20 protein-coding genes and 9 pseudogenes are annotated in these 25,552 nt (G+C 46.3%); 25 read left to right on the plus strand and 4 right to left on the minus strand.

The features are described 5' to 3' along the window. Positions 1 to 5: 5 nt before the first annotated feature. The 12 genes and pseudogenes from RE628_RS10035 to RE628_RS10090 all read left to right on the plus strand — a co-directional run bounded on the left by RE628_RS10035 (position 6) and on the right by RE628_RS10090 (position 11,173). Positions 6 to 893 carry a polyprenyl synthetase family protein gene (locus RE628_RS10035; RefSeq protein WP_375143106.1) on the plus strand — a complete coding sequence of 296 codons (888 nt, stop codon included), beginning with the start codon at positions 6 to 8 and terminating at the stop codon, positions 891 to 893. Positions 894 to 987: 94 nt separating this feature from the next. Beyond that, positions 988 to 2,891: pseudogene (dxs, locus tag RE628_RS10040) on the plus strand (1-deoxy-D-xylulose-5-phosphate synthase). A gap of 61 nt (positions 2,892 to 2,952) precedes the next feature. Next, positions 2,953 to 3,793: pseudogene (locus RE628_RS10045) on the plus strand (TlyA family RNA methyltransferase). 145 nt (positions 3,794 to 3,938) lie between these two features. After that, a complete protein-coding gene (locus RE628_RS10050; protein ID WP_309158564.1) occupies positions 3,939 to 4,424 on the plus strand; it encodes a hypothetical protein in 486 nt (161 codons plus the stop codon). 14 nt (positions 4,425 to 4,438) lie between these two features. After that, positions 4,439 to 4,888 (plus strand): transcriptional regulator AhrC/ArgR, encoded by a 450-nt coding sequence (gene ahrC, locus RE628_RS10055; RefSeq protein WP_068781838.1) that lies wholly within the window; start codon positions 4,439 to 4,441, stop codon positions 4,886 to 4,888. A gap of 41 nt (positions 4,889 to 4,929) precedes the next feature. Beyond that, positions 4,930 to 6,652 (plus strand): annotated as a pseudogene (gene recN, locus RE628_RS10060) (DNA repair protein RecN). A 111-nt stretch (positions 6,653 to 6,763) separates the two neighbouring features. Continuing rightward, positions 6,764 to 8,092: a SpoIVB peptidase gene (gene spoIVB / locus RE628_RS10065; protein ID WP_309158565.1), complete on the plus strand. Its 1,329-nt coding sequence runs from the start codon at positions 6,764 to 6,766 to the stop codon at positions 8,090 to 8,092. A 289-nt stretch (positions 8,093 to 8,381) separates the two neighbouring features. Then, positions 8,382 to 9,188: a sporulation transcription factor Spo0A gene (gene spo0A, locus RE628_RS10070; protein WP_309158566.1), complete on the plus strand. Its 807-nt coding sequence runs from the start codon at positions 8,382 to 8,384 to the stop codon at positions 9,186 to 9,188. A 245-nt stretch (positions 9,189 to 9,433) separates the two neighbouring features. Continuing rightward, positions 9,434 to 10,149: pseudogene (locus RE628_RS29590) on the plus strand (hypothetical protein). Between the two features lie 115 nt (positions 10,150 to 10,264). Next, on the plus strand, positions 10,265 to 10,555 hold the full coding sequence (locus RE628_RS10080; protein ID WP_309158568.1) for a MazG nucleotide pyrophosphohydrolase domain-containing protein: 291 nt from the start codon (positions 10,265 to 10,267) through the stop codon (positions 10,553 to 10,555). A gap of 154 nt (positions 10,556 to 10,709) precedes the next feature. Continuing rightward, positions 10,710 to 10,853 carry a hypothetical protein gene (locus tag RE628_RS10085; RefSeq protein ID WP_309158569.1) on the plus strand — a complete coding sequence of 48 codons (144 nt, stop codon included), beginning with the start codon at positions 10,710 to 10,712 and terminating at the stop codon, positions 10,851 to 10,853. A 98-nt stretch (positions 10,854 to 10,951) separates the two neighbouring features. Next, positions 10,952 to 11,173: a hypothetical protein gene (locus tag RE628_RS10090; protein ID WP_309158570.1), complete on the plus strand. Its 222-nt coding sequence runs from the start codon at positions 10,952 to 10,954 to the stop codon at positions 11,171 to 11,173. 74 nt (positions 11,174 to 11,247) lie between these two features. Here the strand turns inward: RE628_RS10090 and RE628_RS10095 are convergent, their stop codons facing one another. After that, entirely contained in the window at positions 11,248 to 11,526 is a 279-nt protein-coding gene (locus RE628_RS10095) for a DUF2627 domain-containing protein (protein ID WP_309158571.1), read from the minus strand. Positions 11,527 to 11,700: 174 nt separating this feature from the next. Here RE628_RS10095 and lpdA point away from each other — a divergent pair. From lpdA to lipB, 5 genes and pseudogenes are all read left to right on the plus strand, one after another. Continuing rightward, positions 11,701 to 13,117 (plus strand): annotated as a pseudogene (lpdA, locus tag RE628_RS10100) (dihydrolipoyl dehydrogenase). A 381-nt stretch (positions 13,118 to 13,498) separates the two neighbouring features. Next, the gene (locus RE628_RS10105; protein WP_309158572.1) at positions 13,499 to 14,524 is read left to right on the plus strand and encodes a thiamine pyrophosphate-dependent dehydrogenase E1 component subunit alpha; all 1,026 of its coding nucleotides are present in this window, start codon (positions 13,499 to 13,501) and stop codon (positions 14,522 to 14,524) included. Position 14,525: 1 nt separating this feature from the next. Further along, a pseudogene (locus tag RE628_RS10110) lies at positions 14,526 to 15,513 on the plus strand (alpha-ketoacid dehydrogenase subunit beta). Positions 15,514 to 15,635: 122 nt separating this feature from the next. Further along, a complete protein-coding gene (locus RE628_RS10115; protein ID WP_309158573.1) occupies positions 15,636 to 16,991 on the plus strand; it encodes a dihydrolipoamide acetyltransferase family protein in 1,356 nt (451 codons plus the stop codon). A 20-nt stretch (positions 16,992 to 17,011) separates the two neighbouring features. Continuing rightward, a complete protein-coding gene (gene lipB / locus RE628_RS10120) occupies positions 17,012 to 17,704 on the plus strand; it encodes a lipoyl(octanoyl) transferase LipB (protein ID WP_309158574.1) in 693 nt (230 codons plus the stop codon). Here the strand turns inward: lipB and prli42 are convergent. Further along, the gene (gene prli42 / locus RE628_RS10125) at positions 17,694 to 17,792 is read right to left on the minus strand and encodes a stressosome-associated protein Prli42 (RefSeq protein WP_082790156.1); all 99 of its coding nucleotides are present in this window, start codon (positions 17,790 to 17,792) and stop codon (positions 17,694 to 17,696) included. The genes lipB and prli42 overlap by 11 nt on opposite strands. 265 nt (positions 17,793 to 18,057) lie before the next feature. On the opposite strand from prli42, the pseudogene RE628_RS10130 reads away from it, so the two are divergent. After that, positions 18,058 to 19,180, plus strand: a pseudogene (locus tag RE628_RS10130) (M20/M25/M40 family metallo-hydrolase). 32 nt (positions 19,181 to 19,212) lie between these two features. Here the strand turns inward: RE628_RS10130 and RE628_RS10135 are convergent. Continuing rightward, complete coding sequence (locus RE628_RS10135) at positions 19,213 to 19,839, minus strand: tetratricopeptide repeat protein (RefSeq protein WP_309158575.1); 627 nt, start codon at positions 19,837 to 19,839, stop codon at positions 19,213 to 19,215. 44 nt (positions 19,840 to 19,883) lie between these two features. Beyond that, the gene (gene mciZ / locus RE628_RS10140; RefSeq protein ID WP_309158576.1) at positions 19,884 to 20,024 is read right to left on the minus strand and encodes a Z-ring formation inhibitor MciZ; all 141 of its coding nucleotides are present in this window, start codon (positions 20,022 to 20,024) and stop codon (positions 19,884 to 19,886) included. 104 nt (positions 20,025 to 20,128) lie between these two features. Here mciZ and RE628_RS10145 point away from each other — a divergent pair. The 7 genes and pseudogenes from RE628_RS10145 to RE628_RS10175 all read left to right on the plus strand — a co-directional run bounded on the left by RE628_RS10145 (position 20,129) and on the right by RE628_RS10175 (position 25,546). Further along, positions 20,129 to 20,691: pseudogene (locus RE628_RS10145) on the plus strand (NUDIX domain-containing protein). 6 nt (positions 20,692 to 20,697) lie between these two features. Next, the gene (locus tag RE628_RS10150) at positions 20,698 to 21,906 is read left to right on the plus strand and encodes an endonuclease Q family protein (RefSeq protein ID WP_309158577.1); all 1,209 of its coding nucleotides are present in this window, start codon (positions 20,698 to 20,700) and stop codon (positions 21,904 to 21,906) included. 120 nt (positions 21,907 to 22,026) lie between these two features. Further along, the gene (spoIIM, locus tag RE628_RS10155; protein WP_309158578.1) at positions 22,027 to 22,653 is read left to right on the plus strand and encodes a stage II sporulation protein M; all 627 of its coding nucleotides are present in this window, start codon (positions 22,027 to 22,029) and stop codon (positions 22,651 to 22,653) included. 107 nt (positions 22,654 to 22,760) lie between these two features. Beyond that, entirely contained in the window at positions 22,761 to 23,243 is a 483-nt protein-coding gene (locus tag RE628_RS10160; RefSeq protein WP_309158579.1) for a ferric iron uptake transcriptional regulator, read from the plus strand. Positions 23,244 to 23,459: 216 nt separating this feature from the next. Continuing rightward, a complete protein-coding gene (locus RE628_RS10165; protein ID WP_309158580.1) occupies positions 23,460 to 23,696 on the plus strand; it encodes a DUF4227 family protein in 237 nt (78 codons plus the stop codon). Positions 23,697 to 23,750: 54 nt separating this feature from the next. Next, positions 23,751 to 24,677, plus strand: coding sequence for a site-specific tyrosine recombinase (locus RE628_RS10170; protein ID WP_309158581.1), 927 nt, complete (start codon positions 23,751 to 23,753; stop codon positions 24,675 to 24,677). Positions 24,678 to 24,725: 48 nt separating this feature from the next. Continuing rightward, a pseudogene (locus RE628_RS10175) lies at positions 24,726 to 25,546 on the plus strand (purine-nucleoside phosphorylase). The last annotated feature ends 6 nt before the right edge of the window (positions 25,547 to 25,552 follow it).

A 25,552-nucleotide genomic window follows, 5' to 3' on the forward strand; every position in this document is an offset into this window, starting at 1 on the left:
CATTGATTGCACATTATATCGAAGAGATTTCCGGATTAGTTTCTACTCGTCTTCGCACCATCTTTCCGGTTGAATGGGAAATTCCCGTCAATCTGCAAGAATCAATGCAGTATTCCTTAATGGCGGGAGGCAAGCGACTACGCCCTTTACTTGTGATCGCTGCAGCGGAATCGCTGGGCGGCAGCCGCGAAGCGGCCTTGCCTGTTGCTTGTGCCGTGGAAATGGTACATACCTACTCACTCATCCATGATGATTTACCGGCGATGGATGATGATGATTTCCGGCGTGGCAAGCCGACGAATCATAAAGTATTCGGCGAAGCGATGGCGATTCTTGGCGGAGACGGACTACTGACACATGCTTTCTACAGCGTTGTTGAAGCTAATCGTAAGCATGGAGTTCCGGCAGAAGCCGTGCTCTCCATCGTGGAGGAACTGTCGCAATTCGCAGGTCCGTCTGGTATGGTTGGTGGACAAGCTGCCGATATGGAAGGCGAGCAAGGACTGACCAATTTGGAGCAACTTCAATATATTCATAAGCATAAGACCGGGGATTTGATCGTATTCTGTCTCAAGGCCGGCGGTTGGATCGCTGGAGCCACGGCTGCGCAGTTGGAAGCACTCGAAACCTATGGACGGAACATCGGAATGGCTTTTCAAATCCAGGATGATATCCTTGATCTGGTTGGGGATGAGAGCAAGCTGGGTAAGAAGACACAGAGTGATGTTAAGCAGGAGAAGGTGACCTATCCTTATTTTATAGGGCTGGATGCTTCTAGAGCTGAAATGGAGAAGTTGACGGAGGAAGCTAAGCAAGTCGTGTCGACAGGCTTGATCAGCGAGCCAAGCAGATTGCTGCAGATTGCTGATTATTTGCTGCGAAGAGATCATTAATTTGCAGTATAATTACATGAATCCATAATTCATATGGTATAATGTAGACTATTATCAACAATGAGAAATCCAGTTTAGGAAGCGGGGAAAAATAATGCTGCTTTCGCAAATAAATGATCCGTGCGATCTGAAGAAATTATCTGTCGATCAGCTGCCGATTCTCGCCGAAGAGGTACGGCAATTTCTGATCGAGAAATTGTCGGTGACCGGCGGACATTTGGCATCCAATTTGGGTGTGGTTGAGTTGACGATTGCTCTTCATTATTGCTATAACAGTCCACAAGATAAATTTTTGTTTGACGTAGGTCATCAGGCATATGTGCATAAAATATTAACTGGCCGGATGGATCGATTCGATAGTCTGCGTCAGCATAATGGCTTATGTGGCTTCGTGAAGCGCAACGAGAGCGAGCATGACGTATGGGAAGCAGGGCATAGTAGTACTTCGTTATCTGCTGCTATGGGCATGGCTCTCGCACGTGATCTCAAAGGCGAGGACAACAAAGTCGTGGCCATTATCGGCGACGGCGCTCTGACCGGAGGGATGGCTTTTGAAGCCTTGAATCATATCGGTCATGAGAAGAAAGACATGATGGTTATTTTAAATGACAATGAGAATGTCGATCGCTCCGAATGTCGGTGCGGTTCATAATTATTTAACGAAAATTCGTTCTGATCGCAATTACTTGCGAGCTAAGGATGAAGTTGAGCAGTTGCTTAAGAAGATCCCTGCTATTGGCGGCAAGTTAGCTAAGACAGCGGAGAGACTTAAGGACAGTCTAAAATACTTGATGGTATCAGGCGTCCTTTTCGAGGAACTCGGATTTAAATACTTGGGCCGGTAGACGGTCATGACGTTGAGGGTTTAATCGATGCATTTACTCAGGCTAATAATGTAAAAGGCCCTGTGCTTGTGCATGTCTTAACGACAAAGGGCAAAGGATATCAGCCAGCGGAAAAGACTCCTTCAAATGGCATGGAATTAGTCCATATAAGATGGAGTCAGGTCAGGTTCTAAAAGCGGTAGGAAATCCGAATTACACCGATGTATTCGGTCAGACCCTAATTGAACTGGGCGAGCAGGACGAGCGGATTGTAGCCGTCACTCCAGCGATGCCAGGTGGGTCAGGATTAGTCAAATTTGCCGAGCGGTTCCCAGACCGAATGATTGATGTTGGTATAGCCGAACAGCATGCGGCTACTATGTGTGCAGCCCTGGCGATGGAAGGCATGAAGCCGGTATATGCTGTCTATTCGACTTTTATGCAGCGTGCTTATGACCAAATTGTCCACGATATTTGCCGCCAGAACGCTAATGTAATGTTCGCGATCGATCGGGCAGGCTTTGTCGGTGCAGATGGTGAGACGCATCAAGGCGTATTCGATATTGCATTTTTGCGGCATATTCCGAATATGGTATTGATGATGCCAAAGGATGAGAATGAACTGCGTCATATGATGAAGACGGCGCTTGAATATAATGATGGACCAATCGCTTACCGTTATCCGCGAAGCAGTGTCCCTGGTGTGGAGCTTGATGAAGTATTGTCGCCGATTCCAATCGGCTCATGGGAGACGGTACGCGAAGGGGATGGACCGATCGTAATCGCGGTAGGCCCGATGATTCAGGTCGCCGAGGAAGCGGCCAATACGTTGAAGCGAGACGGCATTTACTTGAATATTGTCAATGCGCGCTTCATTAAGCCATTGGATGAGACCATGCTGTTGCAATTAGCGAAGTACAATAGACAGATGATCGTAATGGAAGAGGCCTGCGATGCGGGAAGCCTGGGCGGTGCTGTTCTGGAGTTCTACGCCAAGCAGGGAATTTCCGGACTGGATATCAGCCTGATGGGCATTCCTGATCGGTTCATCGAACATGGCAGTGTGAAGGATCAACTTCAAGAGGTCGGTCTAACTTCTGATAAGCTGATCGAGAAGGTTCGCAGCTATAGGGCAGGGCAGAAATTTGCCGTCACTCAAAAGGCGAATCAATAGCTGACAGAGTTCTTTCCATTAATTTCGCGAGAGATGATTTCGTTTCAGTCAGGAGAATTACATGTCTGTTACCAAAGAAAGATTACATGTCCTGCTTGTGGAGCAGGGGTATTTTGACAGTAGGGAAAAAGCAAAGGCGGCCATCATGGCTGGTCTAGTATATAGCGGGACGGAACAGTTGGAAAAGGCGGGAACGAAGATTCCCCGGATACAGCTTTATCTGTAAAGGGAGCGGTTCATCCTTACGTGGGCCGTGGCGGTCTCAAGCTTGAGAAGGCGTTGAAATGGTTCCAGATCGATATGAATGAACGCGTTATGCTCGATATCGGCTCTTCGACAGGTGGGTTCACGGACTGCGCATTGCAGCATGGAGCCAGCTATGTTTATGCCATTGATGTTGGTTATAATCAACTCGATTGGTCGCTACGTAATGATGAGAGGGTTAACGTAAAGGAACGTACTAACTTCAGATATATGACACCTGAGGATTTGGACGGTCCAAGCCCGAACTTTGCTAGCATCGACGTATCTTTTATTTCGCTCAAAATAATTTTGCCGCCACTTCGTGAATTGCTGCAGCGTCCTGCTGATGTTGTAGCACTGATTAAGCCACAGTTCGAGGCTGGGCGCGAGAAGGTGGGCAAATCCGGGTCGTTCGGGATCCGAAGGTCCATATTGAAGTGCTGGAGCAAGTACTAGAAGAAGCACTTGGTCTTGGATATATGCTTCAGGGGCTTACTTATTCGCCAATTACAGGCGGAGAGGGTAATGTTGAATTTTTGGCACATTTACGCCTGAACGAGGGTTTGCCTGTAGAGGCAGATTCAGCGGCGATTTCCAAACTTGCCCGTCAGGTTGTAGATGAAGCTGGAGCAGTGTTCAGTGTGAACCCGTCGAAATGACGGGTTTTTAATTTTTTTTGTGATTTAGCAATTACTAATATTGAAAATAGAACAAATGTTCCCTATAATAGAAGGTGAATAAAATGTTGCCTTCATGACAGGAGCTGGCCTTCATTCGTCGAATTAATCTCTGAGGTGATTTCGGATGGGAGATTACTCTGACGGTTTGCTAATGCTGTTGATTACGGGAATCATTCTGTTCTTGATTTACCGGACTTTTCGTTCCTGGGTACGTAAGCCTTTCACACTGAGGTCAGGCATTGGATTCGAGATGAACGAAGAGATTCTGGAGCATCCGGCGGTTTATATGCTGGAACAGGAAGGCTATGAGGTGGTCAGTGATAAGCTGAAGGTTCCATTAACCTTCAAGGTGGATGATCAAGTTTTTCACAGCCGTCTGTTTATCGACTATATTGTCGTCAAGAATAGGGAATTCTATATTGTTAGAACATCCCGTGAGCGTTTGCCTGTAGAATGGACAGGCAGTGGCATGCGCAAGGATTTTCTTAATTTTCTGCTGTTGTACCCAGATTGCTCCGGATTACTTTATATTGATTTAGAGCAGGGAACCATCCGGAAGATCGTCTTGACAGCAGGAGAATCCGAAGAGGATGAAGTAGCTAACGAATGAACATGGAGGATGTTATGAAAGGTCAACGACATATTAAAATAAGAGAAATTATTTCAAATCGGGAAGTTGAAACACAAGATGAATTGGTCGAGGCACTAAGGGAATCCGGCTTTCAGGTCACACAGGCTACGGTATCGCGTGATATCAAAGAATTGATGCTGATCAAAGTTCCTACGGATGACGGACGATATAAATATTCGTTGCCGACCGCCCAGCGCTATAATCCGATTCAGAAGCTGCAGCGTGCGCTTGTTGACAGCTTCGTTAGCATTGATCATACAGGGAATCTGGTTGTTATCAAATGTTTGCCGGGTACGGCCAATTCTGTTGCGGTTCTGCTCGATAATATGGAATGGCCCGATCTTCTTGGAACGATCTGCGGAGACGATACGATTCTGATGATCTGCCGGGATGAAGCGTATAGCCATTTTGTCATCGATCAAATTATGGGTTTCATTTCCTGATTTCGTGATATTGCTTTAATTGGGAAAGGGGTTGTCGTGCGTTGTTAGTCCATTTATCGATCCGAAATTTGGCGGTTGTGGAAGCGGTAGACGTCAAGTTTCATTGCGGATTTCATGTTCTTACTGGTGAGACAGGGGCGGGTAAATCGATTATTATCGATGCCCTTGGTCTTATAGCTGGAGGCCGCGGCTCTGCGGATTTAATTCGTTATGGCTGTGAGCGTGCAGAGATGGAGGCTTCTTTCGACCTGCCGCCAGCGCATTCAGTATGGACGACACTTGCGGATTTCGGCATTAGTGCAAGTCCCGAGGAGATGTTGATCATCCGTCGTGAGATCAGCTCTCAGGGCAAGAGCACAGCACGAATTAATGGTCAACTTGTCAACTTGTCCATGCTGCGCGAAGTCGGTGAGCAATTAATCAATTTGCATGGACAGCATGAGCATGGAACACTACTAAGGCCGGAACGGCATCTCGGACTATTAGATGCTTACGGCGCTGATACAATCCGTCCCGTTAAGGCGAAATACCAGGATACATATTCTGCCTACGCCAAGGTGGACAAGGAATACAATGAACTTCGTAATACCAGCCAACAAGCACTACAGATGCTTGATTTATATCGTTTTCAAATTGAAGAGATTGCTGCTGCTGGATTAAAAGCTGGTGAAGATGAATTATTACTGGAGGAAAAGAACAAGCTATCCCATAGTGAGAAAATGATGGACTCCGTATCAATGGCTTATGATTTGCTCTATGGGTCGCAAGGATTGGAAGCTATCGCGAAAGCGCTAGCCAAACTGAATGACGTTGCTGGCTTCGATCAGCGCGGAATTGGCCCATGTTAGAGCAACTACAGAGCGCGTACTATCAGCTTGAGGATGCCTCCTTTGGTCTGCGCAGTTACAGGGACAATGTTGAGTTTAATCCGGAGCGTCTTGAGGAAGTGGAAGAACGACTTGATCTGTTGTCTTCCCTGAAGCGCAAGTATGGTGACAATGCTGAGGATATTCTAGCTTATTATAATAAAATTCTCCGTGAGACCGAGACGCTGGAGAATAAGGATGAATTGCTCGATAAGCTTGAGGCCAAGCGTGAAGAGCTGCTTCAGCAGCTGCTTGAAGAGGCCGAGCAACTGAGCAGCGTACGCCGTCAGAAGGCAGAAGAGCTTGCAGCTCTAATTGAGATTGAGCTTAAGGAGCTGCAGATGGGGCGGACTTCATTTAAGGTGAGTTTAGCTTGGAACGAGGATCCTCAAGGCGTGGATTGGATGGGTAGAAGATCTGTCCTGGTCGTCATGGTATCGATACTGCGGAGTTTCTCATATCGCCTAATCCGGGCGAGCCACTTCGGCCACTGAGCAAGATTGCTTCTGGTGGGGAATTGTCACGGATTATGCTAGCGATGAAGAGCATCTTTGCGCGTCATGACAATGTACCGGTACTTATATTTGATGAAGTGGATACAGGGGTTAGCGGGCGAGCAGCACAATCGATCGCCGAGAAGCTGTTCCGCTTATCGAGAACTTGTCAGGTCTTCTCCATTACCCATCTTCCGCAAGTGGCATGTATGGCAGATCAACAATACTTAATTGAAAAGATCGTAGCGGATGGACGAACGATGACCCAGATCGAGGAGCTCAGCGAAGAAGGGCGTGTGGACGAGTTGGCCCGTATGCTTGGAGGCGTGGAGATTACTGAGAAGACGCAGCATCATGCTCAGGAAATGCTGAAGTTGGCGGCGGTCCAAAAGGATTCAATTTGAGGCCGGAACAATGATTGACAGTAATAAAAGACCTGCCCGGGTATCTTATAGGTACGCAATTGGCGACCACCTTTTCGTCAAGCGAAGAAGCTAAAGGGAGTGTGACAGCCATTGAACCCGAACCTAATCAAGAGATTACTCGGTCTTTTATTTGCTTTTTTCTTATGTTTTCTCGGTTCTACCGCGGTGAATGGACAATCCTTCAATTTACCGGATGAGCTGCGATTGTTCCAGGGGCAGGGCACACAGCTGCATTTAGCTTTGCCTGTACAAGCGTCTGTTAGCGTTGATCGGCCTGATGTACTTACGCTGAATGGGCAAGCTGTTCCAACCATGACAGTGTCCCTTGGCGAACCGCTCAAGCTAAATTCTGTGGGTAGTGGTGAAGCGAACATCCGCATGAAATTATTCGGACAGATTCCTCTTAAGACTGTAAAAGTCAACGTCATTCCAGACTTGAAGGTCATTCCAGGAGGGCAGACGATCGGAGTAAAAGTGAAATCCGCAGGTATTCTCGTCGTAGGTCATCATCAGGTGACGACTAACAATGAGAAGCTATCTCCCGGAGAAGTGGCTGGATTGAAGACAGGAGATTTAATCACCCATTTGAATGGTATCGAATTAAAGGATGTCAAAGATGTTGCCATTATTGCAGATCAAGCGGGTAAGAATAATCAACCGATCAAAGTCTCATACAAGCGTGACGGAAGAACTTATACAACATTGTTAACTCCCGCTTTTGACAATCAGGATCGCTCCTGGAGAATAGGGCTGTATATTCGTGATTCTGCAGCAGGTGTCGGAACATTAACTTTCTATGCACCTAAGCATGGGGTATATGGAGCTTTGGGGCATGTAATTACGGATATGAATACCCAGACACCGATTGTCGTAGGCAGCGGGCAAATTTTGCAATCCAGTGTAACATCAATTTCCAAGAGCGAGAGTGGAGAGCCTGGGGAGAAGAGAGCTCATTTTATCAAAGAAGGAAGAACTCTGGGAACAATTGAACGGAACACTCCATTTGGCATCTTCGGTAAAATGGATGAAAATCCAGAACATAGTGTGTATAAAAATGGAATTCCTGTTGCATTTGCCGAAGAGGTGAAGGAAGGTCCTGCTGAAATTTTAACGGTTGTTGAAGGGCAAAAGGTGGAGAGGTTTAAAGTCGAAATCATTCATGTATCTAGACAGAATGCTCCAGAGACCAAAGGCTTAGTGATCCGCATTACAGATTCACGCCTGATTGAGAAGACCGGGGGAATTGTACAGGGGATGAGCGGCAGCCCCATTATCCAGAATGGCAAGCTGATCGGTGCAGTGACCCATGTCTTTGTGAACGATCCTCGTTCGGGCTATGGCTGCTTTATAGAATGGATGTTGCAGGACGCAGGAGTTCTCAAACATAAGCAGACTCTCCAGGATCTTAAGGCTAGCTAGCCTTAGGATCTTTTGTTTAAGCAGAATTCAATGGATTACGCTAAGGAAAAAAGTAACTTGAGTCAATAAATATTTTGTCGCCGACCGGATAAGAATTATGTTTAGGTTTGTCGGAATTAACGGAAAGGTATCGCAATCTGTAAATAAATAAATTATTATATCTTAAACAGATAAAAAATTAAAGAAAAAAATTTTTCGACAGAAGGAATTTACTTTTGGATGTCGAATCCTTATTCTGGAAAGAGTGAGTAGTTATTATTTATTCAAGTACTTAAGGAGGACGTCGTCAGTGCAGAAAATTGAAGTGTTGTTGGCGGATGATAATCGGGAATTTACGAATTTGCTCGCGGAGTATATTTCGGAGCAGGACGATATGACCGTCTCGGGAATTGCTTATAATGGCGAAGAAGTGCTGGAGATGATCGACAACGCTTCTAAAATTCCTGACGTTTTAATTCTGGATATTATCATGCCGCATTTGGATGGTCTGGGCGTATTGGAGCGTTTACGCGAAATGAATTTGACCCCTCAGCCCAAAATCATTATGTTGACCGCTTTTGGTCAGGAGAACATTACGCAGCGTGCAGTACAGCTTGGAGCATCGTATTATATCCTTAAGCCCTTCGATATGGAGGTTCTCGTCAACCGGATTCGTCAATTGGTGGGTGTATCGACGGTAACGACGGGGTCTACGCTATCACCATCTTTTAGCAAGTCGAATGTTGTTCCAATCGGCAAAGGCAAAAACTTGGACGCGAATATAACGTCTATCATACATGAGATTGGGGTACCCGCACATATTAAAGGATATCAGTATCTTCGCGAAGCGATTACGATGGTTTATAATAACATCGAAATCTTAGGGGCAATTACGAAGACCCTCTATCCAGCTATCGCTGAGAAATTCAAGACGACGCCGTCCCGCGTTGAACGTGCCATCCGCCACGCGATCGAAGTCGCCTGGACCCGCGGCAACCTTGATTCGATTAGCCACTTGTTTGGCTATACCGTAAACATCAGCAAGTCCAAGCCAACTAATTCGGAGTTCATCGCGATGGTTGCTGACAAGCTGCGGATTGAGCATAAGGTGTCGTGAAAGTAAGGACAAAGCGCTTTGAGAATCTTTCAATTGCTATTAAGGCTATAAATATCGAAAAAAGAATCAATTGATACAACTTTGATTATGCTGTTTCAACCGTTAAATGTAGTGGTATTTCTTAAAACAGATGCGAAGGCGCCCAAGTGGCGCTTTTTCTGTTGCAACTATTTATGTTTTCAATAGATTAATCAATATTTATTTATGAAAGTAGGAATTAGATGAATGTAATCTCGTATAAAGGGATGTCAATTGAATCTTTAGATGATTGGTTAGCCTATTCTCCTCCTGCTAAAGGTGAATTGCATTGGAAAGATGGACGAAGTGCAAAGGAATTGGCAAAAGCATGGCTTCGTACGGGTAAGCCTTCTATACCCGATGAATTACAGGATTTATTGAATTCACATCATGATACAAAAGGGTTTACTTGGGAACAAGCCACACCCGAGGTTGTAACGAAATTGGATGACTTCAGGGGGAATGGTCGAAACCATGATATGATAATCTGGGGAAGGTCGCTGAACAAAATATGCTAGTCTCAATTGAAGCAAAGGTAGATGAATCGTTCGGTGAACTAATCTCAAAATATGTATCATCAAGGATTGCCTCAAACCCAAGGAGTAAAGTTCCTGACCGAGTAAGTCAACTCTCTGCCGCAATCTTCGATAATATGAATATTGGACATATTAGGTATCAGCTTCTACATGCTGTTGCAGGTGTATTAATTGAAGCCGCTGTACAAGAAGCATCGAGAGCGGCTCTATCGTTCATGAGTTCATTCCTACGACAGGTAAAACACAGAAGGCTCGGGAGAATGATGATGATTGGCATAACGTTACTTGCTTACTTACTGGTGGCTGCATTGAGGCTGGTCAATTGTACGGCCCTGTTTCGGTGCCAGGCGGTGGAAAGGTTCCTAATCATATACCGTTGTACATTGGTAAGATTGAAACATCCATGAACACTTAAGAGGAACAGTCTAAGCATCCGTATTGCCATTCTCCCCCTACCGTTCTATACTGTGTCTTGTACTTATATAATGCATTGTTTTAAAATTAAAGGTAGGGGTATTTGAAATGAACACAGCCCAGTTTCAGCAATATGTCAGAGAATTTAGTAAGGATAAAGGCTTCGATACGAGCACTATTGAACAGAGGATGCTCTACTTGATGTCCGAAGTGGGTGAGCTGTCAAAAGAAGTTCTTGAGGTATCCTTCGATCCGGCAGCAGAAAAAAAAGAGAATCTTGGCTTCGAGATGTATGATGTCGTCTGGAATATATTCGATTTGGCTAATAAGCTTGGCATCGACCTGGAGCAAGCCTTCAAGAAGAAGCTTGAGATTAACGAGAAGAGGACTTGGGAGTAGCACTACTAACTGATGAGTCCGCAAATCGATCCGTAATACATAACGTCAAGATTACCGGAGATGGAACTTGGCGTTTTTTGTTTGCAGAGATCCAGTGACTTATTTAAGATACGCATGTTATGATAAATGGAAATATTAAACAGGTGATATGCGGGTGGCATATTATGTAAGGTATAGGAATCATGTGAGTAATAACGAGAAGGAGATCGTATTCGGGATTGTGTTGATTGTTTCGTCCATAGTCATTGGGATGCTTGTAGGCATTAGAGACAGTTATCTATATGGCAGCCTCGATTGATTACTTATGTTACAATAAATGAGTCAATACGAAGTAAGTCAGATCTCATCGGCAGCTTATGAATAGCTATAATTGTGTAATGGAGAGGGCGAAGGAAGTTGGAAGAGACAAAGGAGATTCATTCGAAACTTGAACATTTTAGAGATATGCTGGGGCAAATGGATGAGAACGACTGCAACAGGCGATGGATTGGAGAACTGATTGATCAGTTGCAACTGCTGGAAGAGGAGAATAAGAGATTAAAGAAGACGATTCTCCGCATCTCCGCGAAGCATAACCCTAGGATGTCTACGAAATTGAAGGATGCTCTATATGAGTGATTTGTCCATAGAAAAAACTCTTTCCCAGTATGTATATAATACGGCAGGGAGAGAGTTTTTTGTTAAGTCTTTGATTACTCCGTAACGGTTTTCTTCTTGTGGCTCTTGCCGTAGCCGCGTTTGCGGTCGCGAAAATAAATCCAGCCCGCCAAGAAGCTGATGCCAGCCAGAAACAGCAATAGTCCAATAATAAAATTAAGCCAGTCAAAGGTAAGGGTAGTCAAGGTGTCATCGCCATGCTGGGAATAGTAAAGGAAAACGGCGTCCTTGATTTTCAAAAAGCCGATCATAGCTGCGATGCCGGGGATGACCAGAATAACAATCGCAATAAAACGGGAAATCATCAGCTTCATAATATATATATCCCTTTCCTTTCGCGAACAGTAATGATTTGGAATTATTCTAATCATACCTTCTTCTTAAGATTCTGTCTATTTGCAAGCCTCATTTGTAATCATTCAAAAACGAGGTAAAATGAAGAATATAGTAAATTAAATTATTCGAAATAGAATGGTGGAGATATATTCATGGCGATAAATTGCGATGTAGCTGTACTTGGTGGAGGAACGGGTGGTTATATTGCTGCGATCCGTGCTGCACAACTGGGCAAGGAGGTTGTAATTATTGAGCAGGACAAGCTGGGGGAACATGTCTTCACCGCGGCTGTATCCCGAGCAAAGCGCTACTGCGCAGTGCAGAGCTGTATGCACAAATGAAAGATAGCGCAAGCTATGGTATCGAGACGAGCGGTTTGTCGCTGGTGTTCCCGAAGGTACAGGAGCGGAAGCAAGCGATTGTCGATCAACTGTACAAGGGCGTTCAGTATTTGATGAAAAGAACAAGATTACCGTCATCCAAGGAAAAGGGCGGGTAACCGGTCCTTCCATTTTCTCACCAAAGAGCGGTGCTGTTGCAGTTGAGTTAAGTGACGGAGAGATGGAGACGGTCGTTCCAACGAATCTGATTATTGCCACCGGATCACGGCCGCGCAGCCTGCCAGGGCTTGTTCCTGATGGAGAACATATTCTTAGCAGCGATGAGGCACTCCTGTTGGAGGATTTGCCTGAATCTATGATCATCGTGGGTGGTGGCGTTATTGGCGTTGAGTGGGCTTCTTTGCTTCAAGATTTTGGCGTCAAGGTGACGGTAGTTGAAGCGGCGGGGCAATTGCTGCCAGCTGAAGACGAAGAGGTAGCCCGCGAGTTGCAGAAACATTTGCAGAAGCGTGGAATCAAAGTGCTGACGGGTGTGAAGGTACTGCCAGATACCTATGCTGTTATGGACGGCCAGGTACATATTTCGGCTCAGCAAGGGGATCAGACGATTGAATTACAAGGTGACAAGCTACTCATCTCTATCGGTAGACAAGCCAATGTGGAGAATATCGGCCTGGAAAATACGGATATCGCGCTGAGCAACGGGTTTATCCGTGTCAATGAGCATATGCAGACGACAGAGCCGCACATTTACGCGATCGGCGATTGCATTGGCGGGTTGCAATTGGCTCATGCAGCAAGTCATGAAGGCTTGGTTGCCGTGCATCATATCGCCGAAGAGGAGTTACATTATGACGAGAACCAGGTTCCACGCTGTGTCTATAGCCGGCCAGAAGTGGCATCTGTTGGCCTGAGCGAGAAGGAAGCGAGAGCAAAGGGACATGAGGTTAAGATTGGCAAAGCTCCGTTCTCGGTTATCGGCAAAGCACTCGTACATGGTGATAAAGAGGGCTTTGTAAAAATTGTGACCGATGCGAAGAGCAAAGATATTCTTGGTGTGCAAATGATCGGCAATCATGTTACCGAGCTAATTAACCAAACTGCGTTGGCAGCGGTGCTGGATGCTACACCTTGGGAATTAGGTCAGGTGGCCTTTGCTCATCCTTCACTTTCCGAAATCATTGGGGAAGCAGCGCTGGCAGTTGACGGTCGGAACATTAACTTTTAAGAGGTTGTTTAAAAAGTCCCTTTTGATCACGAAGTAGTTATGGTAGCTTAATCGGCATCGAATTTTGAATTCAGCCGGGCCTAAGCGAATGCTTACGAAGTCATGTTTCCTCCGGAAACATCTCAGGTGCTCACGTACCCAAAACGTACGCTCCGCTCCTCAGGCCCAAGCTTCATTCAACCTTCTCGGTGCTGAAAGTCTGACTTTTTAAACACGCACTTTAAGTGGTAAACCAACCTTTTGGAACACGTTCTTTTAAATGTTTTCTTTTTACAGGGAAAAGGTTTATAATAAGGTTAACCCAAGTCTTAGTACCAGGTTTTAAGATTAGGCAATATAGAACGTTTTAAGATGTGGGTAACAAATGAAGGAGGTAACTCCATGAACGCAAAAAGTTCAGTACAAATGAAGCCAAGACATGAGCAGCTCGGATTATCAGATACCGTAGTAGTGGACATGTACAAATATATGCTGCTTGCTCGTAAATTCGATGAACGCTGTTTGTTATTGCAGCGGGCAGGCAAGATCAATTTTCACGTTTCTGGCATCGGTCAGGAGACAACCCAGATCGCGGCGGCGTTTGCGCTTGATCGCGAGCGCGACTATTTTCTTCCGTATTATCGGGACTACGGTTTCGTGCTTTCGGTTGGAATGACCTTGAAGGAATTAATGCTGTCGGCCTTTGCTAAGGCGGATGACCCGAACAGCGGTGGTCGGCAAATGCCGGGCCATTTCGGCAGCAAGCGTCTGCGTATCGTAACGGGCTCAAGCCCAGTAACGACTCAGGTTCCGCATGCGGTTGGTATAGCATTGTCGGCAAAAATGCAGAAGAAAGATATTGTCTCTTACGTCACTTTTGGTGAAGGCTCCAGCAATCAAGGAGATTTTCACGAAGGGCTTAACTTCGCTGGCGTGCAGAAGCTGCCGGTTATTTTTCTGTGTGAGAATAACCAGTATGCGATCTCAGTGCCGGTCAAGAAGCAGCTCGGTGGCAAAGTGAGTGATCGTGCTCTCGGCTACGGGTTCCCAGGAGTTCGGGTCGATGGCAATGATGCCCTTGAAGTATACCGGGTCGTGAAGGAAGCCCGGGAGCGCGCAGTTCGTGGCGAGGGACCAACCTTGATTGAATCGATGATGTACAGACTCTCTCCGCACTCCACATCGGATAACGATCTGGCTTATCGTACCAAAGAGGAAGTTGATGAGAATTGGGAGAAGGATGGCCTTCCAAGAATGAAGGCTTATCTCTTGGAATGTGGTTTATGGAGTGAAGAGCAGGAAGCAGCATTCCTGGAAGAAATCAAGCAAGAACTGAAGATTGCTATTGATGAAGCCGAGCGTGCTCCGTTCCCGAACCCTGAGGATACGCTGCTGCATGTATATGCGAATGATGGGGAGGGACAGTGATATGCCGGTAATGGAATATGTTGATGCGCTTCGCCTAGCCATGAAGGAAGAGATGGAGCGTGATGAACGGGTATTTGTATTGGGAGAAGACGTTGGCGTCAAAGGCGGCGTATTCACGACCACGAAGGGGCTGCAGGAGCAGTTTGGCGAAGAGCGTGTTATCGATACGCCGTTGGCCGAATCTGCGATTGCTGGGGTAGCCATCGGCGCGGCGATGTACGGAATGAGACCGATTGCCGAGATGCAATATTCTGACTTCATGTTGCCGGCTACAAACCAGATTATTAGTGAGGCAGCTAAAATACGTTACCGCTCCAACAATGACTGGGATTGTCCGATCGTCGTACGTGCGCCTATCGGCGGAGGTATTTTCGGCGGATTGTATCACTCTCAATGTCCTGAATCGATCTTCTTTGGTACGCCGGGACTTAAGATCGTTGCTCCTTATTCGGCGTATGATGCGAAGGGGCTGTTAAAGGCCGCGATCCGCGATCCTGATCCAGTACTGTTCTTCGAGAATAAGAAGTGCTACAAGCTTATCAAGGGCGATGTTCCGGAAGAAGATTATACCGTTCCGCTCGGCAAAGCCAATCTGCTACGTGAGGGCGAGGACATTACAGTGATTAGCTACAGCTTGCCGCTGCATTTCGCTATGCAGGCTGCAGAGGAACTAGAAGCTGAGCAAGGCATCACATCGCATATTCTGGATTTGCGTACCCTTCAGCCATTAGACCGAGAAGCGATTATCGCTGCGGTTAAGAAGACCGGTAAAGTGCTAATCGTTCACGAGGACAACAAGACCGGAGGCATCGGCGCTGAGGTATCGGCGATTATTGCTGAGGAATGCTTGTATGATCTTGATGCTCCAATCCAGCGGTTGTGCGGACCGGACGTACCTGGCGATGCCGATAAATCCACCGATGGAGAAGTTCTTCATGCTGAACAAAGACAAGTTAAAAGAAGCCATGCTTCAATTAGCGCTATATTAAAAGTGCGTGTTCAAAAAGTCCGATTTTCAGCACCAGAGCATAAGCTTCCGATTTGTTTTTTCAAAAGCTAAGGTCTGAGGAGCGAGCGGACTTTTGAGCAACCTCTAAATGGGAGTGAGAGCATGTTATCTAAGAAAGTACTAAATGATATTGTGATGCCACAGTTGGCTGAATCGCTCGTATCGGCTACGGTTGGCAAATGGCTCAAACAGCCGGGCGATCCTGTAGAGCAGTATGAACCGATCTGCGAAGTCATTACCGATAAAGTAAATGCTGAGATTCCATCGACACTGGACGGAGTTATGGGTGAGCTTCTCGTTCAGGAAGGTGAGGAGATTGCCGTAGGGACGGTAATCTGCCGGATCGAGACCGAGGAAGCAGTGGCTTCTTCGGAGAGTGTGTCACAAGCGGCTGAATCTGTACAAACAACCTCGGTCACTTCTGTAGATAGCGGAGATGCACATCGTGCTAGATATTCACCTGCTGTTCAGACATTAGCGGCCGAGCACGGTATTAACCTGCAAGCAGTTCCTGGCACAGGATTAGGCGGCCGAGTGACACGTAAGGATGTATTGCATTACATCGAGAACCAAGGCTCCAAAGCTTCAGCCTCTGCTGCAGTTCAAGCAACCCCAGCGGTTCAGCCACAGGTTGCACCTGTTCAAGCTGTAACTGTGCCAGGAGTTATTCCTACTGCTCCAGTATCGGAACCGGTGCGTCATTCGGGCTTGCACTTGACCGAAACACCGCGTATTCCGACAATTGAGGTTGAGGGCGGACGCTCAGAATACTTAATTGACGTAACTCCAATCCGCAATACGATTGCCACTCGGATGCGTCAGAGTGTGTCGGAAATTCCACATGGCTGGATGATGATCGAGGTCGATGTAACTAATCTCGTACAGCTTCGCAATAAGCTCAAGAACGAATTCAAACAAAAAGAAGGCATCAATCTGACTTATTTGGCTTTTGTTCTTAAAGCCGTTGTGGGGGCGATTAAGGATTACCCAATCATGAATTCCGTCTGGGCGGTCGATAAAATTATCGTCAAACGGGACATCAATTTGTCCCTCGCCGTCGGCACCGAGGATTCTGTGCTAACTCCGGTTATCAAAAACGCTGACCAGAAGAGTATCGCTGGATTGGCCCGGGACATCGACGATCTGGCTTCCAAGGTACGCGCAGGCAAATTGAAATTGGATGATATGCAAGGTGGAACCTTTACCGTTAACAATACAGGTTCTTTCGGTTCGATCTTGACACAGCCAATTATTAATTATCCTCAAGCGGCAATCTTGACCTTCGAATCGATTGTGAAACGTCCAGTTGTTATCAATGATATGATTGCGGTTCGTTCGATGGCGAATCTGTGTCTATCACTAGATCATCGGATATTGGACGGTGTGATCTGTGGACGATTTATGCAGCGTGTGAAGGATAATATCGAAGGCTTTACGCTTGATACGCAAGTTTATTGATTCTTCTGGGGGACATCATCATGAACAGATCTTTATTAGTAAGCTATACTCCATTGATTGAATATGAGGAAGCTTGGGATAAGCAAAAAGAATTAGTAAAAGCGATCAGCGACGGACAGCAGCAGGAGCACCTGCTGCTTCTTCAGCATCCGCCGACATATACGATCGGCTCTCAGCAACATCCGGAGCACTTACTGCTCAGTCCTGAGCAGCTTAAGGAGCAAGGAATCTCTCTAGTCAAAATTGACCGTGGTGGGGATATTACATTTCACGGGCCAGGACAACTTGTTGGATACCCTCTATTACTGCTGGATGGCGAGCATGGCCTTGATCTACACGGTTATTTACGAAATCTCGAACAGGTGATTATCAATTATTTGGCTCAGTTTGGAATTGAAGGCTCAAGGAAGCCGGAATATACCGGAGTATGGGTAGGAGATGTCAAGATTACAGCGATCGGTGTGAAGTTTAATAAATGCCGTCATCGCCGAGGGTTCGTAACAAGCCACGGTTTCGCTTTTAATATCAAATCAGGCATACAGAATGAGGGGTTCCGCGGGATTATTCCGTGCGGTATTGAGGAGTACGGGGTAACTTCGCTGGAAGATGTCACGGGTAAGACATTTACAGTAGAACAGGTGGCCCATGACATCATTCCTTATTTCAATGAAGTCTTTGGTTATGAGTCGATATGGGAAGATGTTAACGCATAAGTAAAGGTTCAAGTAACGCAAATAAGGTAGAACCTACCATGGCAAACAACATCAGATAGACTACGATTTTCAACCATTTTTTAGACATACCTTAACTCCTTTTAAATATAGATTTGTTAGGTTGGTTTATCTTCTATAAGTGTATGTTCAAAAAGTCTGGTTTTCAGCACCGAGAAGGTTGGATGAAGCTAGGGGCTGAGGAGCGGAGCGTAGGCAAAACCTACGTGAGCACCGGAAGGCCCGGCTGAATTCAAGATTCGATGCCGAGATACTTCTTGATTCACTTCGTGATCAAAAGTGGACTTTATGAACAACCTCTATAATATCGTAAAAGCGAAAGAGAGGAAAGTCCAATGATCAATAAGGAAAGATTGATTCAAAGTTTCCTGGAATTGGTTCGTATAGATAGCGAGACAAAACACGAGCGGCAAATTGCCGATTATCTGATTAAGAAATTTACAGAGCTAGGTCTTGAGGTTGTTGAGGATGATTCCATGACCAAAACGGGACACGGTGCCGGGAATCTGATTGCGACCTTGAAGCCGAGTGTCCAGACGGATGCGGAGCCTTTCTTGTTCACTAGCCACATGGATACAGTGGCTCCTGGTGTGGGAATTAAGCCTATCGTAGGAGAAGATGGCTGGATCCGTAGCGATGGAACGACAATTCTCGGTTCTGATGATAAAGCAGGTGTAGCTGCACTACTGGAGGTCATCCAGGTGCTACGTGAGCAGAATTTGCCTCATGGGAAAATTCAGTTCGTCATTACCGTAGGCGAGGAAATGGGCATGATGGGTTCCAGAGCGCTGGATGCTAGCTTGCTAGATGCCAAATTCGGCTTTGCTTTTGATTCGAACGGAGATGTGGGTACGATCTGTGTTGCTTCACCTTCCCGTGCGTTGATCACGATCGAGATTTACGGCAAATCGGCCCATGCTGGGGTAAATCCTGAGGATGGTATTAGCGCGATTCAGGTGGCAGGCAAGACAATTGCTCGCATGAAGCTCGGCGGATTGACGAAGAGACTACAGCGAATATCGGCAAGTTCGAAGGTGGGGGAGAGACGAATATTGTCCCCGATCATGTGAAGCTGTACGCAGAAGCTCGTAGCACTTCGCAGGAGAAGCTCGATCAGCAGCTTGCTGGAATGAAGGAAGCGGTGGAATCCACCTGCCAGGACTATCATACACAGGGCGTGTTTAACAGCATGATTGTATACCCGTCTTTCCATCTCTCTGAGGAGGAGCCCGTTGTTACGCTTGCACAGAAGGCAGCAGGTAAGCTTGGTCTGTCGGGCACTACATTCATGTCAGGTGGCGGCAGCGACGCAAATATATTTAATGGGCTGGGATTCCGACTGTAAATCTGGCTGTCGGTTATGAAGATATTCATACGACACGCGAGCGGATTAAGGCTGAGGATATCGTGAAAACTTCAGAAATGGCTCTTGAGATTATTGCGCAGACCCTTAAGTAAATAACAAACAAAACCGTTCAATAGCCTATGGCTTATGAACGGTTTTGTTTTAAGTTGGCTTCCAAATGCTGCGGCAGATGAAGGCGCTGCTTGTCATTCCATGTCGTATGCCACTTTGTTCGCCCGATGAGTGACAGCAGATCCAGGAATCCCTGAATATATTTCTCGATTTTAAGCCGTTCATCTTGATCCGGGTGATACAATTCCATCCTTCTTGTTAGCCGTTGAATTTTCTCCTGAAGTTGGCAGGCCGCTACGGCATAACGTATATGGACCATAGACGGGCAGGACTCTGCCAGAGAAGTAAAAATAGAAGATGCTTCTTCAAATCGTGCTTGATCATATAGGATTTCTCCGTATATTTTAGCAACTTCTTGATATGGGGGCTTGAGGGGAATTAGTTCAGACGCTATTTCCAAGATATTCCGCTCCGCTAGTTCTGTATAACCTTCTTTATAGAGACTGTAAATCAGCATACATCGCAGTGCAGGGTCTTTATCTTCGACCAGCTTGATTGCTGCATTCAGCATCCCCGACGAGACTGAGTGTTGGATTAACTCGGATCGGTCATAATAAGTGTATTGTAGTGCCTCCACAGGTTCTCCATCTGCTTCCAGATGATTAAGCAGTGATATTAGCTCCTCACTTTCCACCATCATCCGTTCACCTCGCTCACAAGTTTTAGTCCTTTTCAATCATTTTCCTACTTACTAGTCCGTGTTCGAATCAGATCTATGACCTTGGTTGATTTACCTACTTCTTTTTGCAATTGGTTAAGCATGATGCGTACCTGCCAGGCTTTGCCTTGAAGATGAAACGATTTTTCCGAAAAATAGCTTTTCATAAGCGCGCTCCTTTACTGGAGGTTTGGTATAATAACACCATATGTCCGAAGTGGACAAGTTATGAATGACTTAATAAATGATCGATTATTTCATGAGGAGGATCATGTATCATATGACAAATAAGCTGACGGAGAAAACAATTACGACCGACCCAATTTTTACGGGCAAGGTGATTTCACTGCAAGTAGACACAGTAGAGCTGCCAGATGGAAGCACAGCAACGCGGGAGATCGTGAAGCATCCCGGGGCAGTGGCTGTGCTCGCTTTTCACAATGATCGTCTGTTGATGGTCGATCAGTTCCGCCAAGCTATGGGGCGCTGTGAGCTGGAGATTCCGGCTGGCAAACTGGAGAAAGGCGAAGATCCAATGGATGCTGCCGCTCGTGAGCTTGAAGAAGAGACGGGTTATCGCTGCGAACGTATGACACATATACATTCCTTCTTCACTGCCCCAGGCTTCTCAGATGAGATTATTCACCTGTATTTGGCCGAAGACTTGACGGGTGGGAGATGTCTCCGGATGAGGATGAGTTCCTTGAGGTGTACGAGGTAAGTTTTGAGGATGCACAGCAATATATCGCCGAGGGACGAATTGCTGATGCCAAGACATTGGTCGCATTTTATATCTGGCAGCAGCGAAGACTGAGCCAGCCAGTAGGGAATTAAAATAGAATGGACAGTTCATATGAAGCAGAAACCCGGGATCTCTCCTCGTATTTTGCTGATTTGCATATTCATATCGGAAGAACCGAAGCGGGGGCTCCGGTAAAAATTAGTGGCAGTCGTAACTTGACGTTTGCCAATATTGCCAAAGAAGCTGCTGAGCGTAAGGGCATTCAGCTTGTTGGTATTACCGACTGCCATTCTCCAGGCGTTCAGACAGACATTATTACCAGTCTAGAGCAAGGGCAGATGCGGGAGCTTGAAGACGGAGGAATCGCCTATCAAGGAACGACACTGCTGCTTGGCAGCGAACTAGAAATAAGAGAGCCAGGTATGGGTCCGGCACACCTGCTCGTGTTCTTCCCGTATTTCGATACGATGCGTTCGTTCACGGAATGGCTAAAGCCGAGAATGAAGAATGTTCAGCTTAGCTCCCAGCGCGTGTATGTACCTGCACGTGAGCTGCAAGAGGAAGTGTATCGTCGGGGTGGAATTGTGATTCCTGCGCATATCTTCACTCCACATAGGAGCATATATGGAAGCTGTGCGCCGAGGCTCGCTGATGTACTTGATCCTCAGTTGATCAGTGCGGTTGAGCTAGGCCTGAGCGCGGATTCAGAGATGGCTGGACTAATTAGCGAGCTGGATAACTACACCATTCTGACCAATTCAGATGCACATTCCTTGGGCAAGATCGGCAGGGAGTATAATGAATTAATCATGCAGGCCCCAACATACCGTGAGTTCATACAGGCAATTAGCGGCAAGGACGGCAGGAGAGTTGCTGGCAATTACGGCCTTAATCCGCGGTTAGGTAAGTATCACCGGACGTACTGTGGCAATTGCAGCTATATCATTGATGAGGCGGAAGTATCAGTGGATACATGTCCATATTGCGGTAGTACCAAACTTGTTCGCGGCGTTCTAGATCGGATTCTATCGATCGCCGACCGCGGAGAGCCGAGTATTCCAGCGTGTCGACCGCCCTATCATTATCAGGTTCCGCTGGAATTTATCCCGGGCTTGGGTCCGTCGAAGCTAAATCAGTTGTTAGCGTTGTTCGGTACAGAGATGAATATTTTGCATCATGTATCACAGGTGCAGTTGTCTGAGGTAGTTGGCGAGGAATTAGCTGATAAAATATGTGCTGCCCGGGCTGGAACGCTTCAGCTTCAAGCAGGTGGCGGCGGAATATACGGTAAAGTTGTGAAAGGATAGTAAGACATGCAGTAACATACGCATAAGGGAGTGGACATCTTCATAGCTTGTATTATCAGGATAATCAAAGCAATATCTTGAATCCTGAGGTTTTCAAGCTGGACTAGAAGGAGGCTCCCTATGCTACAACCAATTCGTCATTCGTTACGGGATCAGACGCCGCTCTATGTATTTGTCAGTGTGTTGTTTTTGATGGGGGTCGTGTTTGGCGCATTGATGGTTAATGCCTTAACATTTGAGCAGCAGCAGGATTTGTCACGCTATTTAGGAGATTTCTTCGTATCCGTGAATGATGGGGGAGCTGCATTTCAGACATTATCATTTTGGGCTGTAGCAAGTTTACATTTGAAGTGGCTCGGTCTGATCTGGCTACTGGGTCTTTCGGTCATCGGATTACCAGGAATTCTCATTCTCGATTTTCTCAAGGGTGTCCTGATTGGGTTCTCTGTAGGTTGTCTAGTGGGGCAATTTACTTGGAAAGGGCTGCTGTTTGCAATTGTTTCCGTTGCTCCACATAATTTGATCGTTATTCCTGCACTGTTGATTGCGAGCGTAGCGGCAGTTGGTTTCTCACTCGGAATTATCCGCAATCGGGTACTTCTGCATCGGAATGGAAGCGCGGCAAGGCCATTCTTCTCTTATACCTCGTTGACACTGGCGATGGCAGCGGTATTGCTCATTATTTCCACCTTTGAGACATGGGTATCCCCGGAGATTATGAGCTGGGTAACCCCGCTGTTAATATAGGTTCTCACTCTAGTAAAATGTTTGACTTTGTAGTTTAACTCCCCCTATAATGAAAGAAGCGAATTATTAAAGCAGCTTAATGTCGGCGATGCTTGGGGAGGGAGAATGTGGAAGTGAAAGTCGAGAAAATCAAACAACAATTACAATCCCATGGCTACAAATTGACGCCCCAGCGGGAAGCCACGGTTCGCGTACTGCTCGAGAATGAAGAGGATCATCTTAGTGCTGAGGATGTATTCATGCTCGTTAAAGATAAAGCTCCCGAGATAGGTTTGGCCACCGTGTACCGGACCCTGGAGTTACTTAGTGAACTTCATGTCGTAGAGAAGATCAACTTTGGCGACGGTGTTGCCAGATATGATTTACGAACCGATACGAATAAGCATCACCATCATCATTTGATCTGCGTTCAATGCGGTGCAATGGATGAGATACGTGAGGATTGGCTTGGACCATTAGAGGAACGTCTGGAGAAAGAATTCAATTTCACGGTACTTGATCACCGTCTTGACTTCCAGGGCATCTGTCATCGTTGCAAAGACAAGACGGATAAGAATGGAGATCAGCCGGGGAATGGTCAAAATACTTAAGGAATTTCAATAAGGTAGAGCGAGTTTTACTGCTCTATCTTATTTTTTTGCCTCATGTTGTACGATTGTTGAATCTGTTAATTGGATGCTTTTGCATGTACAATAATAGGAGTAGAAGCTCTCATAAACCTGGCGGAATGGATATATACTTGTACAAATGCTGTTTGCGATTCTATGGCGCTTCGGCAATCCATGATCAAAAGGTAGGGGAGAACGATGGTTATTTCTTTGCGCAAGAGTCTGCGTCTGATGAAGTATTTAATCGTATTTATCATGCTTGCTTATTCCTTGTACAAAGTACTTGGTTATTTGGATGTCGCTTTGCTTCCGATGGATAAATATCGAACTCCCGAGGGTTCAGCGGTGAAAGCATTCCATGCCGATAGTATGGAAGTGGTAGATCCGGAGACCCCACTACAGAGGTTGAAGCTGTTTTTTTGGTATGGGGAGTAATTAGTTCCGGCATCCATTCAGTTATTATAGATTAGGATGAGAGGGGGCGATGAATTGGAGCAGGTTATTGTCTCTTTTATTTCGCATTTAACGGATCGTAAAGGTCTAAGCCAGCGGACACAGGAAGCGTATGCCCGCGATTTACAGCAGTTTATTACTTATTTGCAGAGCAAAGGAATTGATGATTTCAATGAGATCACGAGGGCAGGGATATTGCTTTATTTCTCTGCGCTGAAGGATATGGGCAAGGCACCAGCGACGATAGCAAGGGTCTCTGTGACGCTTCGGTCTTTTATACATTATTTGTTACAGGAGCGGTTCATCGATCATGATCCGTTCCTAACGATTGAATCGCCGAGAATAGATAAAATTCCACCCGAGACGTTGACCATTGAAGAGACGGAAGCTTTGCTGGACATGCCTGACCCAGGCACTCCTTTGGGGCTTAGAGACAAGACGATGCTGGAGTTGTTATACGCTACGGGGATACGAGTAAGCGAACTGATCTCGCTGAACGTGAGCGATGTTGATTTGCAGTTTCGTTTTCTGCGCTGTGCAGGTGAGCATGGTAAAGAAAGGATCATTCCATTCGGGACATTAACGACAGAATGGCTTGACCGTTATCTGCAGGAGTGCCGTCCACGGTGGGCGAAGGAAGCGGGACAGGGACCGTTATTTCCTAATCGACAGGGAGAGACTCTGAGTCGGCAAGGATTTTGGAAAATCGTTAAGAAATACGGTGCAGAAGCTGGAATCAGCAAGCAGATTACACCCCACACTTTGCGTCATTCGTTCGCAGTACACTTACTCCAGGGCGGTGCGGATGTACGTGCTGTGCAGGAGATGCTTGGCAATCAGAGTGCTTCGACCATTCAGCTCTACTTGAACAAATCAGGTGGAAATCTAAAGTCGGTGTATGAGTCTTTTCATCCCCGGGCAAAACGGAAAATAGAAAATCAGTCAGCCAGCAGCACAGATTAAAGAAGTTGTGTTTCCTGACCAGTTTAAAAACATGAAGGAGAAGTGACAATGACACTTACCAAAGAGATGATCACAGAGGCGGCCGGGTATATTTCGACCGTAGCCAAAATGAAGCCGGAGGTTGGCCTTATTCTCGGCTCAGGACTAGGTATTCTTGCTGACCACATTGAACAGGCGATCAGCATTTCCTATAAAGATATTCCTCATTTCCCGCAGTCCACTGTAGAAGGACATGCTGGTGAACTATTAATTGGTTATGTGCAGGGTAAGCCGGTTGTTATGATGAAAGGACGCTTCCATATGTATGAGGGATACGGGCCTGAATTGACAGCATTCCCTGTACGGGTTATGAAAGAGCTGGGTGTGAAAACTCTGCTTGTTACTAATGCGGCCGGTGGTGTCAATACCTCCTTCAACCCAGGTGATCTGATGCTGATATCTGATCACCTTAATATGACGGGAAGAACCCGTTGATCGGTGCTAACGATGAAGAGCTTGGACCACGCTTCCCGGATATGTCGCAGGCTTATAGTCGTAGATTGCGTGAGCTGGCGCGGAATGTAGGGGACAAGCTGGGTGTCTCGCTACAGGAAGGCGTGTATGCTGGACTGCTTGGACCGTCCTATGAGACACCGGCAGAGATCCGAATGCTGCGTACACTGGGCGCGGACGCCGTTGGCATGTCTACCGTCTCGGAAGTCATTGTGGCCAGCCATGCTGGGCTTGAGGTGTTGGGTATTTCCTGTATCAGCAATATGGCCGCTGGTATTTTGGATCAGCCATTATCCCATGCTGAAGTTATGGAGACGACGGATCGTGTACGCGAGCAATTTCTAGGTTTGGTGCAGACTATTATTCCGCAACTATAATTACGA

It is taken from the genome of Paenibacillus sp. D2_2 (genome assembly GCF_031199965.1).
Taxonomy (GTDB): Bacteria; Bacillota; Bacilli; order Paenibacillales; family Paenibacillaceae; genus Fontibacillus.

Coding starts and splice junctions, on each gene's coding strand:
- RE628_RS10050 (WP_309158564.1), top strand. CDS start 3,939: ATGGGAGATTACTCTGACGGTTTGCTAATGCTGTTGATTACGGGAATC.
- ahrC (WP_068781838.1), top strand. CDS start 4,439: ATGAAAGGTCAACGACATATTAAAATAAGAGAAATTATTTCAAATCGG.
- RE628_RS10080 (WP_309158568.1), top strand. CDS start 10,265: ATGAACACAGCCCAGTTTCAGCAATATGTCAGAGAATTTAGTAAGGAT.
- RE628_RS10095 (WP_309158571.1), bottom strand. CDS start 11,526: ATGAAGCTGATGATTTCCCGTTTTATTGCGATTGTTATTCTGGTCATC.
- RE628_RS10105 (WP_309158572.1), top strand. CDS start 13,499: ATGAACGCAAAAAGTTCAGTACAAATGAAGCCAAGACATGAGCAGCTC.
- RE628_RS10115 (WP_309158573.1), top strand. CDS start 15,636: ATGTTATCTAAGAAAGTACTAAATGATATTGTGATGCCACAGTTGGCT.
- lipB (WP_309158574.1), top strand. CDS start 17,012: ATGAACAGATCTTTATTAGTAAGCTATACTCCATTGATTGAATATGAG.
- prli42 (WP_082790156.1), bottom strand. CDS start 17,792: ATGTCTAAAAAATGGTTGAAAATCGTAGTCTATCTGATGTTGTTTGCC.
- RE628_RS10135 (WP_309158575.1), bottom strand. CDS start 19,839: ATGATGGTGGAAAGTGAGGAGCTAATATCACTGCTTAATCATCTGGAA.
- mciZ (WP_309158576.1), bottom strand. CDS start 20,024: ATGAAAAGCTATTTTTCGGAAAAATCGTTTCATCTTCAAGGCAAAGCC.
- RE628_RS10150 (WP_309158577.1), top strand. CDS start 20,698: ATGGACAGTTCATATGAAGCAGAAACCCGGGATCTCTCCTCGTATTTT.
- spoIIM (WP_309158578.1), top strand. CDS start 22,027: ATGCTACAACCAATTCGTCATTCGTTACGGGATCAGACGCCGCTCTAT.
- RE628_RS10165 (WP_309158580.1), top strand. CDS start 23,460: ATGGTTATTTCTTTGCGCAAGAGTCTGCGTCTGATGAAGTATTTAATC.